The following is a 13,147-nucleotide window of genomic DNA, read 5'->3' as shown; positions in this document are numbered from 1 at the left end:
CTCGCATGGACATGGAAGTCACCGCGTGGACATCGCTCCACAGTGCGATGAACGCGCAGAAGGACCGCAGGCCCTTCACCCGGGCCACGCTGCGCCGCATCGCGGCGTTCGCCCGCCCGCACCGGGGGCGGATCGGCCGCTTCCTGCTGCTGAGTGTGGTCACCGCGCTGCTCGCGGTGGCCACACCGGTGCTCGCGGGCGGCGTCGTCGACGCGATCGTGCGGGGCGACGGGACCGGGACCGTCACCCGGCTCGCCCTGCTCATCGCCCTCATCGCCGTCTGCGAGGCGGGGTTGGGGCTGCTCACCCGGTGGCTCTCGGCCACGCTCGGCGAGGGGCTGATCCTCGACCTGCGCACCGCTGTCTTCGACCATGTGCAGCGGATGCCGGTCGCCTTCTTCACCCGGACCCGTACCGGCGCCCTGGTCAGCCGGCTCAACAATGACGTGATCGGCGCCCAACGGGCGTTCAGCAACACGCTCTCGGGTGTCGTCTCCAACCTCGTCACCCTGCTGCTGACCCTTGCCGTGATGCTGACCATCTCGTGGCAGATCACTCTGCTCGCCCTGGTCCTGCTGCCGGTGTTCGTCGTACCCGCACGCCGGATGGGCTCCCGCATGGCGTCGCTCCAGCGGGAGGCCGCGGGTCACAACGCGACGATGGGCACGCAGATGACGGAGCGCTTCTCGGCACCGGGGGCGACCCTCATCAAGCTCTTCGGGCGTCCCTCCGACGAGTCCGCCGCGTTCGCCGCCCGCGCGGGCCGGGTCCGTGACATCGGCATCCGGACGGCGATGCTGCAGTCCACCTTCATCACGGCCCTCACCCTGGTGTCCGCGCTGGCCCTCGCCCTCGTCTACGGCCTGGGCGGCTACTACGCGCTGCGCGGCAGCCTGGAGCCCGGAGCGGTGGTCGCCCTCGCCCTGCTCCTCACCCGGCTGTACGCGCCCCTGACCGCGCTGGCCGGCGCCCGGGTCGAGGTGATGAGCGCGATGGTCAGCTTCGAGCGCGTCTTCGAGATCCTCGACCTGAAGCCTCTGATCGCCGAGAAGCCGGATGCCCGCCGGGTGCCGGACGGCCCGGTGTCCGTCGAGTTCGACGGGGTGTCCTTCGGCTATCCGTCCGCCGACAAGGTCTCCCTCGCCTCGCTGGAGGAGGTCGCGACGCTCGACTCGCGGGGCGGTACCCGGGTCCTGCACGACGTGTCCTTCACCGCCGCACCGGGCCGGATGATCGCGCTCGTGGGTTCGTCCGGCGCCGGGAAGTCGACGATCGCGCAGCTGCTGCCCCGGCTGTACGACACCGACGCGGGCACCGTGCGGCTGAACGGTGTCGACGTACGGGATCTGACGGCGGACTCGATCCGGGAGACGCTGGGCATGGTCACCCAGGACGGGCACCTCTTCCACGAATCGGTCCGCGCCAACCTGCTGCTCGCCCGGCCCGACGCCGCCGAGGACGACATCTGGGACGCACTGCGCCGCTCCCGTCTGGACGGGCTCGTGGCCTCGCTGCCCGACGGCCTGGACACGGTCGTCGGCGAGCGTGGCTACCGGCTCTCGGGCGGGGAGCGGCAGCGGCTGACGATCGCCCGGCTGCTGCTGGCCCGTCAGCGGGTGGTGATCCTGGACGAGGCGACCGCGCACCTGGACTCCACGTCGGAGGCGGCCGTGCAGGAGGCCCTGGCCGAGGCGCTGGAGGGCCGTACGGCCGTGGTGATCGCGCACCGGCTCTCGACGGTGCGGGCCGCCGATCTGATCCTGGTCGTCGAGGACGGCCGGATCGTCGAACGGGGCACCCACGAAGAGCTGTTGAGCATCGGGGGACGGTACGAGGAGCTGTACCGCACCCAGTTCGAGCGGCCCGGCGCGGAGGAGGAGGCCCGCCCCGTCGGCTGACCGCCGCACCCCGCGCGCCCGCCCGTGCCCGCTGCCGGCTGCCCCGGCGGCCGGCACGGGCGCGAGCAGCCGTGTGACCGGCAGGAACGCGCCGCCTCACAACGGATCGACTGAGTAGCCGTCAGCGTGGCGAGCGCTGCTGAGTCACTGCCTGAGAAGGGACATCAGATCGCGCATGTCGCTGATCAGCGCCGGGTGGTGGGGGCTCAGGTCGGGCGTGTCCGGCTCTTCCCCGCGCTCGCCCCCGCCGCCGTCGGGCCCTCCCCCGTGGTCCTCATCCACGTACTGCGTGAACGAGGAGAGGCTCAAGGACAGGACCGCGCCGCCTTCACGTACCCAGAGCTCGGCGTGACCCCGGTCCGAGGTCCTCAGGTAGGCCGCGTCGCCGAGGTCCGGGACCGTCTCCAGCCTCGCCTCAGGGTCGGCGCCGGGGCCGGACACCCACTGCCGCGCCTCGAATTCCGCGCCGGGGTCGGTCTTCTTGTGCAGCTCGACGGTGATCCCGACGGTGTACTCGACGTTCCAGCCACTCCCGGTCCGCTCGTCCTCGGCCGGGGACCGGAGAGGCACGAAGCACCGGACCTGGTCGAGGGCCGCATGCTTCGAGAGCTGCGACTCCGACGGGCCCGTGGCCTCTCTCGGCGCGATGGCCGTTCCGATCGATCTCATCCGGAGCGAGGTGCAGGGGTCCTGATCCAGCTGGTACCCGTGCATGTCCGGTGCCCGGTCGCCGATCCCGTAGGCGACCAGGGCCACCCCCCAGACGACCGACGCCGCGACCGCCCCGCCGACAGCCCATAACCATGGCTTCCGCCGGCCGACGGGCTCCCGGTCCGGGTCGCCCATCACCTCGGCGGCCTCGGCCGAACCGAACTCCCCCACCATCTCAGGCTCGCTGATCAACCCGTCCCCCTCGGCTGCGCCGTCTCCAGTCCTCACCATGATCGCAGCAGCGTCGCGCCGTCAGGGGCCTTACCGGTCCCGCACCGCCTGTGCGCGGTGCGGGAGTCACGTGCCCGGTCGGTACCCGGGGGCGGTCCGTGCCTCGGGAGGGTGGCGACCTCGCGGGGACACGAACCGGATCAGGACAGCGTCCCGGGACGCGGCACGGGGCTCAGCACGGAACACATGACCCAGCCGGGGATGAGCCGCGGTCTCGGACGTAGACAGTGATATGCGCCCCGTTCACCCGCCTTGTTGCGTACTCGCGAAAGTGACGCTCCAGGGTGTCTGTTTTCGCCTTCTCCTGTGGATCGGAGAGAGAGTCTTCGCGCGCCGCGCGGACCGTGATGATCCGATGGAACTGCATCATGCGCGCCGCGATGTCGCGGGCGGGAAGCTCGACACCGGCGAGCGTGTTCGACTCAACGGGGTCCTGTGCCAGGGCGAGATCTGTCAGCTGACGGGAGTCCCCGGGGTAGGACGCGGCCAGGATCCTGTGTCGGCCGGCGAGGTAGACCAGCCCGTCACCGGGGCGGGCTTCTTCCCGCACAGCGGCGCCGATGGCGGTGACGTCATTGCTCCGGCTCTGTGGGGTTCTGAGCGAGAGGCTCGGCGGTACGAGCGCGACCAGGGCCGCGACCGCCGCGATGTGGACGGTCCGGGAGTATCGCGGCAGCCGGTGGACGTACTCCAGCCAGGCACCGACCAGCAGGGCGACTCCGATGTTGCTGAAGAGGAGGTAGCGGTCGACGAACAGCGGTTTGACCAGGGAGGCGGTCAGCAGCAGAGCACCCGGGAGTACGAGAATCGGCACGGCCAGCGCGGCGAGCCGCACGGGCCCGTCACTCCGCAGCGGCGCCCGGGCACACGCCACCCCGACAATCACCGCGACCAGCAAGTGGTAGGGGCGCACCGGTCCGCCGATCCAGGACACCTGTTCCGACTGTCCCGCACTGACGACTACGAGCGGCAACAGCCCGATCACCACACTGGCAGCGGCGACACTCCACGCCCTCAGCACCCCTTTCGGCGTGCCGGAGACGATCAGTGTGACGCCGTGTGCGGCCAGTGCCAGGACCGCGAACTCGTGGAGCAGGCAGGCCAGGAGCATGGTGAGGCCGTACACCGTCCAGCGCCACCGGTCGCGCCGTCGGACGTTGGCCACCAGTGCGTAGGTGGCCCAGGCGACCAGGGCGCAGACCATGGCGTAGGAGCGGCCTTCCTGCGCGTATTTCTGCACCTGGGGAAGGAGCGCGAACACCAGCCCGGCCAGCACTCCGGCGCGGGGTCCCGCCAGGCGCAGTCCGAGAAGTCCGATCCCGCCCGCTGCGGCGGACATGGCCAGCACGGACGGTAGCCGCAAGGACAGCAGCCCGGGACCGAAGAGATCGAAGATCACGTGCATCACAGCGTAGTAGAGGGCGTGGACCAGGTCGACCTGCTGGACCGTGGCCCATATCTGGGACGGCTCGCGTAGCGCGAGTTGGTAGGTGACGGCCTCGTCGCCCCACATCGTGTTCTGCCTGCGGATGCCCCAGAGTCCCAGAGCTGCGGTCAGTGACGCGGGTGCGATGAGGACCAGGGCCCTGACCGGGCCGGAGGGCAGCCGGGCCGGAGCCGGCCCGGTGGCGGCGGGGGCGCGTACATCGAGGGACATCGGCGACGGGACCTTTCGGCGGCGTGGAGAGGTCGCCAGCGTGCCCGGCCCCTGGTGACCGGTTGCTGACCCGACCTGACCGGCCGATCAGGAAACCCTCCCGGCGCTGTGCGAGGCTGCACGGCATGCGCATCCTGGTGGTCGAAGACGAGGCGGACCTTGCCCGAACCCTGCACACCGGTCTGACCGCCGAGGGTTACAGCGTCGACCTCGCCCATGACGGCCGACAAGGGCTGTGGATGGCCCGGACCGGTGAATACGCCGTCGTCGTACTGGACTTGATGCTGCCCGGACTCAACGGCTACAAGGTCTGCGCCCAACTGCGCCGCGAGGGCAACGCGACCCCGATCCTGGTGCTCACCGCCAAGGACGGGGAGTGGGACCAGGCGGAGGCTCTGGACACGGGTGCCGACGACTACCTGGCCAAGCCCTTCTCGTACCTGGTGCTGGTCGCACGGCTGCGGGCCCTGGTCAGGCGAGCCGCCGCCGTGGCCCCGCCCGTGCTCGCCGTGGGTGACCTGTCGCTGGATGTCGCCGCCCGGGTCTGCCGCCGGGCCGGGGTGCGGGTGGAGGTCACCCCGAGGGAGTTCTCCGTGCTGGAGCTGCTGGCCCGCCGGGCGGGCCAGGCGGTCTCGAAGGCGGATCTGCTCTATCACGCGTGGCCTGATGACGCCCTGGACCCGAATCTGGTGGAGGCGCGCGTCAGCGTTCTGCGTAAGAAGGTGGACGCCGCGTTCGACCGGCGGTCCGTGCAGACCGTGCGAGGTATCGGCTACCGCCTGGTGGACGACCGTGAACACGGCTGAGCCGAGACGCATGGGGTGGCCACGGTCCGTACGCGCCCGTACCGCCCTCGTCGTCGCCTCGACCGCCGCCGTCATCCTGGTCGCCATCGGCTGGTGGCTGCACCGCGACGTCTACCGTCAGGGCACCCGGATCGCCCAGGAACAGGCCCGGGCCCCTCTCCTCGCTCTCGCCGACCAACTGCGTGAGGGCGTGGTTCCCAGCCGCAGAAGCGCCGTACCGTACGAGGTCGTCGCGACCGGTCGCAGCACAGCTGTCGCCGCCGGCGGAGGCATGGACGTCTTCGCCCCGGGCTCCCCCCATGTGCTGCCCGCACCGCCCCCGCTCTCCGGGCCCACCGACACCGATTCGGGCTGGTACTACACGCAACGCTACATCCGCATCCCGGAGCGCCGCGGCGACGGGCCCGCGGGCCGCTTCGACCTGTCCGGCGGTACCTACCCGGTCCTGTTCGCCGACATCTGGGCCGGTGAACTGAGCACCGAGCAGGCGGCTGCCCTGGGCGTCGCCCCGGACGCCACACTGCGGGTTCATGTGGTCGTGCTCCCCGACACGGCCGAGGCGATCACCGACAACATCTACCTTCTGCTGCTGCGGGCCGGACTCGTCAGCCTGGTGCTGATCTCCGCTGTCACCTACGTCACCGTACGGGTGGCGCTGCGGCCGGTGGAGGCGATCCGTACGGCCACCGCCTCGGTCACCGCGAGCGACCCGAGAGAGCGTGTCACCGTGCCCGCCACGGGGCACGAGATCGCCGCCCTGGCCTCCACCATCAACACCACCCTGCAACGCCTCGACGAGGCAGCCGCCCGGCAGAGACGCTTCGTCGCGGACGCCGCACACGAACTGCGCAGCCCTCTGGCAAGCTTGACGGCCAGTCTGGAAGTGGCGCTCGCCTACCCGGACCGCACCGACTGGCCCGGTGCGGTCGCTACCGCCGCACGGCAGACCGGACGTCTCCGGAGCCTCGCCGAGGACCTGCTGCTCCTCGCCCGCCTCGACGCCCACGCACCGACGACCGGCAGCGGCACCGTGGACCTGGCCGCCCTCGTGTCCCTGCTCGTCGGGCAGTACGACCTGCCGGACCGACCGATGACACTCACCGCGGACACCACCGCGCCCGCCTACGTGCGCGGCAGCAAGGGCGACTACGAGCGACTGCTGCGCAACCTCGTCGACAACGCCGCTCGCCACGCCACGAGCCGCGTCCAGGTCAACGTCCGGAACCAGGACGAGCAGGTCGTCCTGTCCGTGCACGACGACGGGCCGGGCATACCCGGCGAGGACGCCGAGCGCGTCTTCGAACGTTTCGTCCGGCTCGACGACGCCCGCTCCCGCGACCTCGGGGGCACCGGCCTCGGCCTCCCCATCGCCCGCGAACTCGCGCACCGCCACCGAGGAACGCTGGCTCTCGTCCCCTCCGGCGTCGGGGCGTGCTTCCAGCTGCGCCTTCCCCGAGCGCCCGCTCCGCCCGATCCGTGACCCGCTCTTACGAGGTGGTGCCTGGTTGGGTGGGAGACGTGGGTGCCTGACCTGGTGTTTGTGTCAGCTGGTGGCGTCGCGGTCGGAGACGGGGCCGGATCAGAAGCACGACTGGCGGGGCAGGCGGCCCAGTACGGCACGGAACCTCTCCCGTCCTGCCGTGACGCTCGCGTCCCACAGACCTGCTCCGTCACTGCTCAGCGAGTGGGACTGGAGCCGTTGTTCCTCGGCGAGAAGGCTGGCCCCCGCCACGTTCTGGTCCAGCATCCCCATCGCGGTGAGCGCCACATGGCCGCAGGACACCGCGTCATCAGCGCTTCCCGAGCCATGAACCAGCAGGGCATACCGCAAGGTGAGGACAGCGAAGAAGGCGTAGGTGTCGACGACATCGGTGATCCCCTCCTCGTTCGGCTGAAGCTCCGGGAACTGCTCCAGCAGGCGTACGCGCTCGGCAGCGTCGGCGATCGGCCGGTCGGCGTACCAGAGGTCGCGTACGGACTCCGCGTAGAAGTCCAGGTCGGATTCCCGCCCCGGTGTGCTCGCTCGCAAGCCCATGAACAGTGGCGTCATGCGCTCGGTGCAGGCGGCGACGCGAGTGAATAGCTGCACGGAACGGATGGCGGGAAGCGAGACGTGCACATGCGACAGGGCCTCGGCCGCCGTGGCGGCCGAGGCCCTGTCCGAGGGGTGCCCGGTTCAGGTCACCGGTCCAGCCACTTCTTCCATGTGGCCGGGTTCTCCTCGATCCAGCGTTCGGCGGCCTCGCCGGGCGCCAGCCGCTCGGAGGCGATCATTTCCGAGACCTTGTTCTGGTCCTTCTCCGACCAGTGGAACTTCTTCAGGAAGGCGGCCGCCTCCCCGCCGCGCTTCGAGAAGTCCGCGTTGAGGTACTTCTGGAGCGGGGTCGTCGGGTAGGCGCAGTCGATGTCCTCCGGGGCCTTCGCGGCGCATGCGTCGGAGTACTCCGGGAGTTCCACCTCGACCATCGGCACTTCGTTGAACAGCCACTGCGGCTGGTACCAGTAGCTGAGGAAGGGCTTCTTCTCCTTGGCGAACTGCTGGATCTGGGTGATCTGCGCCGCTTCGGAACCGGCGAAGACGACCTTGTAGTCGAGGCCGAGGTTCTTCACCAGTGCCTTGTCGTTGGTGACGTAGGACGGCGAACCGTCCATCAGCTGGCCCTTGTCGCCGCTCTCCGGGGTGCGCAGCTCGTCGGCGTACTTGTCGAGGTTCTTCCACTCGGTGACGTCGGGGTGCTCCTCCGCCCAGTACGCGGGGACGTACCAGCCGATGTGCCCCGTGACGCCGAGGTCGCCGCCGGGGACGATGGTCTTCTTGTCCTCGACGTACAGCTTCTCCTGGTCGGGGTGGCCCCAGTCCTCCAGGATGGCGTCCACCCGGCCCTGGCTGAGGGCGTCCCAGGCGGGGACCTCGTCGGTCTGGACGAGGTCGACGCGGTAGCCCAGTTCGTCCTCCAGGAGCTTCTGTGCAACGGCCACGTTGGCCTGGGCGCCGACCCAGGACTGCACGGAGAGCGTGACGGTCTTGATGTCGGCGGGGGCCGCGAACGGGGATGCCTGCTTGGTCATGTCCGCGGCTCCGCAGCCGGTGACGGCCAGCAGGGCGGCGGCCGAGGCCACGGTCGCGGTCGTGCGCAGGTGCGCGCGGGTACGGGTGCGAGCCATGTCAGCTCTCCTTCCGCTGGCGGCGGGTGGTGGGCTGGGTGACCCGGTCCAGCATCAGTCCCAGGCAGACGATGGCGGCACCGGCGACGAGGCCGGTGGCGAGGTCGCCCTGGGCGAGGCCGAACACGACCTCGTAGCCCAGCGCGCCGGAGCCGACGAGACCGCCGATGATGACGACGGCCAGGACCAGGACGACGCCCTGGTTGACGGCGAGCAGCAGGGCGGGTCGGGCCAGCGGGAGCTGGACCTGGCGCAGTTGCTGTCCGGGGGTGGCGCCGAGCGAGCGGGCGCATTCCATCGCGGCGGGGTCCACGCCCCGCAGTCCCTGGGTGGTGATGCGGACGACGGCGGGCAGCGCGTAGACGACGGCCGCAGCGGCGGCGGGGGCGCGGCCGACGCCGAAGAGGGCGACGACGGGGATGAGGTAGACGAACTGCGGCATCGTCTGGAAGACGTCCAGGACGGGGCGCAGCAGGCGTTCGAGGCGGGTGCTGCGTGCGGCGCCGACGGCGATGGCGAAGCCCAGGACGAGGGTGACCGCGACGGCCGCGAGGACCTGGCTGAGGGTGTCCATCGACAGTTCCCAGACGCCGAGGACCCCGATGCCGGCCATGGCCAGCACGGCGGTGAGCGCGGTGCGCCAGGTGCCGATGGTCCAGGCGAGTGCGGCGACGATCAGCAGGACCGACCACCAGGGGAGCCCCTGCAGTCCGCTGCGCAGCGGGTTGAGGATCCAGTTGGTGAAGTGGGCGGCCCAGTCGGCGGTTCCGCCGATGACGGGGATGCCGGTGTAGAGGTGGTCGACCATCCAGTCCTTGGCCGTGTTGACGGGTCCGGCGATGGCCACGACGCCGCTCTCGGGCCAGATGCGGCCGCCGGTGAACCGCCCCAGGACGGCGACGGCGGCGGTGATCACCGCGACGGCCCCCCAGCCGCGCCGGCCGCGCAGCGCGGCCGGTCCGGTGGGTTCCGTGCCGAGCTTCCGGCCGGCCGCCTCGGTCGTTCGGTCCAGGACGACGGCCAGCAGCACGATGGGGATGCCCGCGGCGAGCGCGGCACCGACGTCGACCGAGGAGAGCGCCTGGTAGACGCGGTCGCCGAGGCCGCCCGCGCCGATGACGGAGGCGATGACGGCCATGGACAGCGCCATCATGATGGTCTGGTTGAGGCCGAGCAGCAGTTCCTTGCGGGCCAGCGGCAGACGGGCGGTCAGCAGGCGCTGCCTGCCGGTGGCGCCGAGCGAAGCCACGGCCTCCATGACGCCCGCGTCGGCGCCACGCAGCCCGAGTGCGGTGAGGCGGGCCATCGGCGGTGCCGCGTAGACGACGGTCGCGAGGACCGCGCCGGGCACTCCGATGCCGAAGATCAGCACGACGGGCAGCAGGTAGGCGAAGGCGGGCAGCACCTGCATGGTGTCCAGGACGGGGCGCAGGAGGCGGAAGGTGCGGTCCGACAGCCCGGCCGCGAGCCCCAGGAGCATGCCCAGGACGACGGAGACGAGGACGGCGACGACCATCAGGGCGAGGGTCTGCATGGTCGGCACCCACATGCCGAGGAGTCCGCACGCCAAGAAGGACAGGCCCGCGGTCAGTGCCAGGCGCACTCCGGCGGTCCGCCAGGCGACGAGCGCGGCGACGGCGGTGACACCGGCCCAGCCGAGGGCGAGCAGGGCCAGGTAGACGCCGCGTACGGACAGGACGACGGCGTTGCTGATGTGGCCGAAGAAGTGGAGGAACAGCGGATGGCTGTCGCGGTTGCCGATGATCCAGTCGTTGACCTCGCCGAGCGGTCCGCCCAGGTCGACGGTCAGGGCGCCGGGCCAGATCCCGCCGCCCCAGCGGGCGTGGACGACGGGTACGGCGACGGCGGCGATCACCAGCAGCAGGAGCAGCTTGCCGAGGGCGGGCCGGCCGCGCAGGGCGGCGAGCGGGCCTGCGGTGCCGGGACCGGCGGCAGGGCCGGTGGCGGCTTGGGCGGTGGCCATCAGACGGTCACCGCCTGGGCCCCCGTACCCGCGACGACGTCGAGCAGGCACGCGTGGTCGACGACTCCGACGAGCCGGCCGTCCTTCATGACGCGTGCGACGGGGTCGCCGGAGCGGGCGACGGCCTCGATGGCCTCGGAGACGGTGGCCTCGGGGCGCAGGGCCGGGCCGTGATCGCCCTCGCCTGCGGACGGGGGGCGCATGGCGGTGGCGACGGTGAGGACCTGTTCCCGGGGAACGTCCCGGACGAATGCGCGTACGTAGTCGTCGGCGGGCGATCCGACGATCTCCTCGGGTGTGCCGAGCTGCACGATCTCGCCGTCGCGCATCAGGGCGATGCGGGTGCCCAGGCGCAGTGCCTCGCTCAGGTCGTGGGTGATGAAGACCATGGTCCGGCCCTCCTCCCGGTGCAGCCGGACGACCTCGTCCTGCATCTCGCGCCGGATCAGCGGGTCGAGCGCGCTGAACGGTTCGTCGAAGAGGAGGACGGACGGGTCGACGGCGAGCGCGCGGGCAAGCCCGACGCGCTGCTGCTGGCCGCCGGAGAGCTGGGCGGGGCGGCGGTCCTCGAGGCCTCCGAGGCCCACCTTCTCGACCAGTTCGGCGGCCCGTGCACGGCGTTCCGCCTTGCCGAGGCCCTGGATCTCCAGACCGTAGGCGACGTTGTCCAGGACGGTGCGGTGCGGCAGCAGTCCGAAGTGCTGGAAGACCATCGCGGCCCGGTGGCGGCGCAGTTCGCGCAGCCGTGTGCGGTCCATGGCCAGGACGTCCTCGCCGTCGATGGCCAGGGTGCCGCTGGTGGGCTCGATGAGCCGGGTCAGACAGCGCACGAGGGTGGACTTGCCGGAGCCCGACAGGCCCATGACAACGAAGACTTCGCCCTTGTCGACGTCGAAGGAGACGTTGCGTACGGCGGCGGTGCAACCGGTGCGCTCGCGCAGTTCGGTGGAGGGCAGGGCGGCGTGTTCACTGCCGGGGATACGGTCGGCCCCGGGGCCGAACACCTTCCAGAGATCGCGGACGGAGAAGACGGGTGTGGTGGGTTCACTCATCGGACGTCGCCTCCGGCGGTCGGGGTCGCTTGGAGCAGCTCGGCGCACTTCTCGCCCACCATCAGGACACCGATCATGGGGTTGACGGCGGGCATGGTCGGGAAGACGGAGGCGTCGGCGATGCGTACGCCGTCCAGGCCCTGGACGCGGAGCTGCGGGTCGACGACGGCCGCCGGATCGCCGGGCGCGCCGATCCGGCAGGTGCCGGCCGGGTGGTAGACGGTGTGCGCGACCTTGCGGGCGTACTCGCTGAGGTCCTCGTCGGAGGTGATGTCGGGGCCGGGGCAGACCTCGCGCTTGAGCCAGTGGGCGAGCGGTTCGGTCTTCGCTATCTCGCGTGCGAGCTTGATGCCGTCGACGAGGGTGCGGCCGTCGTAGTCGTCCTCGTCGGTGAAGTAGCGGAAGTCCAGGGCGGGCTTGACCCCGGGGTCGGCGCTGGTGAGGTGGAGCCGGCCGCGGCTGCGCGGCTTGGGGATGTTCGGGGTCATCGACACGCCGTGCTCGGGCTTCTCGTAGCCGAGGCGCTCGGGGTTGTCGGTGAAGGGGATCTGGTAGAAGTGGAACATCAGGTCGGGGCCCCGGGATTCGGGGTCCCGCCGCACGAAGAGGCCCGCGTCGGAGTCCATGGCGGAGTTCTCCGGGATGGGGCCGTCGGTCTCCCAGACGATGACCGACTCGGGGTGGTCGAGGAGGTTCTCGCCGACGCCGGGCAGGTCGTGGACGACGGGGATGCCCAGGGCCGCCAGGTCCTTCGCCGGACCGATTCCGGAGTGCATGAGCAGCCGGGGGGTGTCCACCGCTCCCGCACAGACGATGACCTCGCGGGTGGCACGCAGCAGCAGTTCCTCGCCGTCCGCGGTGCGGACGTGCACACCGGTGACCCGCTTGCCTTCGAACTCCAGCTTGTACGCCCAGGTCTCCAGCAGGATCGACAGGTTGGGGCGGTCCCCGGACTCGATGTGCGGGTGGAGGTAGGCGACCGACGCGGAGGAGCGCTTGTTGTTCTCCGGGTGGTAGGCCAGGTCGAAGAAGCCGGCCCCTTCGTGAAAGGGCTTCCGGTTGAAACCGTCGACGCGCGGCACCGCTGCCGCCGCCTGTGCCGCGTCGACGAAGTCGCGGGCGATGGCGTTCCGGTCCTTCTCGTCGACGGGCACGATGTTGTTGCGCAGCCGGGCGAAGTACGGGTCCATGGAGGCCGCGTCCCAGCCGGCGGCGCCGGCCTCGGCCCACTCGTCCCAGTCACCGGGCAGCGGCTTGAAGCTGATCAGTGTGTTGTGCGAGGAGCAGCCGCCGAGGACCCGGGCACGGCTGTGCCGGATGTGGGAGTTGCCGCGCGGCTGCTCGGTCGTGGGGTAGTCGTAGTCGAGGTCGCCGCCGAGCAGTCCGAGCCAGCGGCGCAGGGTGAGCACGTCGTCCCGGTCGATGTCGGTGGGGCCGCCCTCGATGACGGTGACGGTGACGTCGGGGTCCTCGGCTAGGCGGGAGGCGATGACCGAACCGGCGGTACCGCCTCCGACGATCACGTAGTCGGCAGGTTCGGGGCGTGCTGAGCGGGGGGACGGAGGCATCGGTCACTGCTCCTTCTGCAAGGTGCTTGCGTGTGCGTGCTGCTGCGAACAGCGGGGGCGTCCGGTGGGGGTGAC

The 13,147-nt window shown here is 71.0% G+C and carries 10 protein-coding genes; 3 read left to right on the top strand and 7 right to left on the bottom strand.

The window, feature by feature from the left end:
- The first annotated feature begins 5 nt into the window (after positions 1–5).
- Positions 6–1,898 (top strand): ABC transporter ATP-binding protein, encoded by a 1,893-nt coding sequence (locus tag OG927_RS28570; protein WP_124280532.1) that lies wholly within the window; start codon positions 6–8, stop codon positions 1,896–1,898.
- Positions 1,899–2,042: 144 nt separating this feature from the next.
- Here OG927_RS28570 and OG927_RS28565 read toward each other — a convergent pair whose 3' ends face one another.
- On the bottom strand, positions 2,043–2,801 hold the full coding sequence (locus tag OG927_RS28565) for a hypothetical protein (protein ID WP_330321019.1): 759 nt from the start codon (positions 2,799–2,801) through the stop codon (positions 2,043–2,045).
- Positions 2,802–3,012: 211 nt separating this feature from the next.
- Positions 3,013–4,497, bottom strand: coding sequence for a glycosyltransferase family 39 protein (locus OG927_RS28560; RefSeq protein ID WP_330321018.1), 1,485 nt, complete (start codon positions 4,495–4,497; stop codon positions 3,013–3,015).
- A 125-nt stretch (positions 4,498–4,622) separates the two neighbouring features.
- Here OG927_RS28560 and OG927_RS28555 point away from each other — a divergent pair, with 125 nt between their 5' ends.
- Both OG927_RS28555 and OG927_RS28550 read left to right on the top strand, forming a co-directional pair.
- A complete protein-coding gene (locus tag OG927_RS28555) occupies positions 4,623–5,303 on the top strand; it encodes a response regulator transcription factor (protein ID WP_330321017.1) in 681 nt (226 codons plus the stop codon).
- Positions 5,290–6,783: a sensor histidine kinase gene (locus tag OG927_RS28550; protein ID WP_330321016.1), complete on the top strand. Its 1,494-nt coding sequence runs from the start codon at positions 5,290–5,292 to the stop codon at positions 6,781–6,783. Before OG927_RS28555 ends, OG927_RS28550 begins: the two co-directional genes overlap by 14 nt.
- Before the next feature lie 99 nt (positions 6,784–6,882).
- Here the strand turns inward: OG927_RS28550 and OG927_RS28545 are convergent, their stop codons facing one another.
- From OG927_RS28545 to OG927_RS28525, 5 genes are all read right to left on the bottom strand, one after another.
- Positions 6,883–7,392 carry a hypothetical protein gene (locus OG927_RS28545; protein ID WP_274922809.1) on the bottom strand — a complete coding sequence of 170 codons (510 nt, stop codon included), beginning with the start codon at positions 7,390–7,392 and terminating at the stop codon, positions 6,883–6,885.
- Between the two features lie 92 nt (positions 7,393–7,484).
- The gene (locus OG927_RS28540) at positions 7,485–8,468 is read right to left on the bottom strand and encodes an ABC transporter substrate-binding protein (RefSeq protein ID WP_209469303.1); all 984 of its coding nucleotides are present in this window, start codon (positions 8,466–8,468) and stop codon (positions 7,485–7,487) included.
- A gap of 1 nt (position 8,469) precedes the next feature.
- Complete coding sequence (locus tag OG927_RS28535) at positions 8,470–10,452, bottom strand: ABC transporter permease (RefSeq protein WP_056792359.1); 1,983 nt, start codon at positions 10,450–10,452, stop codon at positions 8,470–8,472.
- A complete protein-coding gene (locus tag OG927_RS28530) occupies positions 10,452–11,504 on the bottom strand; it encodes a quaternary amine ABC transporter ATP-binding protein (RefSeq protein ID WP_124280542.1) in 1,053 nt (350 codons plus the stop codon). Before OG927_RS28530 ends, OG927_RS28535 begins: the two co-directional genes overlap by 1 nt.
- Positions 11,501–13,072, bottom strand: a complete 1,572-nt coding sequence (locus tag OG927_RS28525) for a GMC family oxidoreductase (protein ID WP_209469304.1) — start codon at positions 13,070–13,072, stop codon at positions 11,501–11,503. Before OG927_RS28525 ends, OG927_RS28530 begins: the two co-directional genes overlap by 4 nt.
- Positions 13,073–13,147: the final 75 nt, after the last annotated feature.

The organism is Streptomyces clavifer, assembly GCF_036345975.1.
Lineage (GTDB): Bacteria > Actinomycetota > Actinomycetes > Streptomycetales > Streptomycetaceae > Streptomyces > Streptomyces clavifer.
This window is presented reverse-complemented; position numbering and strand designations above follow the sequence as displayed.

Bases quoted from the DNA above. Each gene is read 5' to 3' on its own strand.
- OG927_RS28555 (WP_330321017.1), top strand. From the start codon at position 4,623: ATGCGCATCCTGGTGGTCGAAGACGAGGCGGACCTTGCCCGAACCCTG.
- OG927_RS28560 (WP_330321018.1), bottom strand. From the start codon at position 4,497: ATGTCCCTCGATGTACGCGCCCCCGCCGCCACCGGGCCGGCTCCGGCC.
- OG927_RS28525 (WP_209469304.1), bottom strand. From the start codon at position 13,072: ATGCCTCCGTCCCCCCGCTCAGCACGCCCCGAACCTGCCGACTACGTG.
- OG927_RS28530 (WP_124280542.1), bottom strand. From the start codon at position 11,504: ATGAGTGAACCCACCACACCCGTCTTCTCCGTCCGCGATCTCTGGAAG.
- OG927_RS28540 (WP_209469303.1), bottom strand. From the start codon at position 8,468: ATGGCTCGCACCCGTACCCGCGCGCACCTGCGCACGACCGCGACCGTG.
- OG927_RS28570 (WP_124280532.1), top strand. From the start codon at position 6: ATGGACATGGAAGTCACCGCGTGGACATCGCTCCACAGTGCGATGAAC.
- OG927_RS28535 (WP_056792359.1), bottom strand. From the start codon at position 10,452: ATGGCCACCGCCCAAGCCGCCACCGGCCCTGCCGCCGGTCCCGGCACC.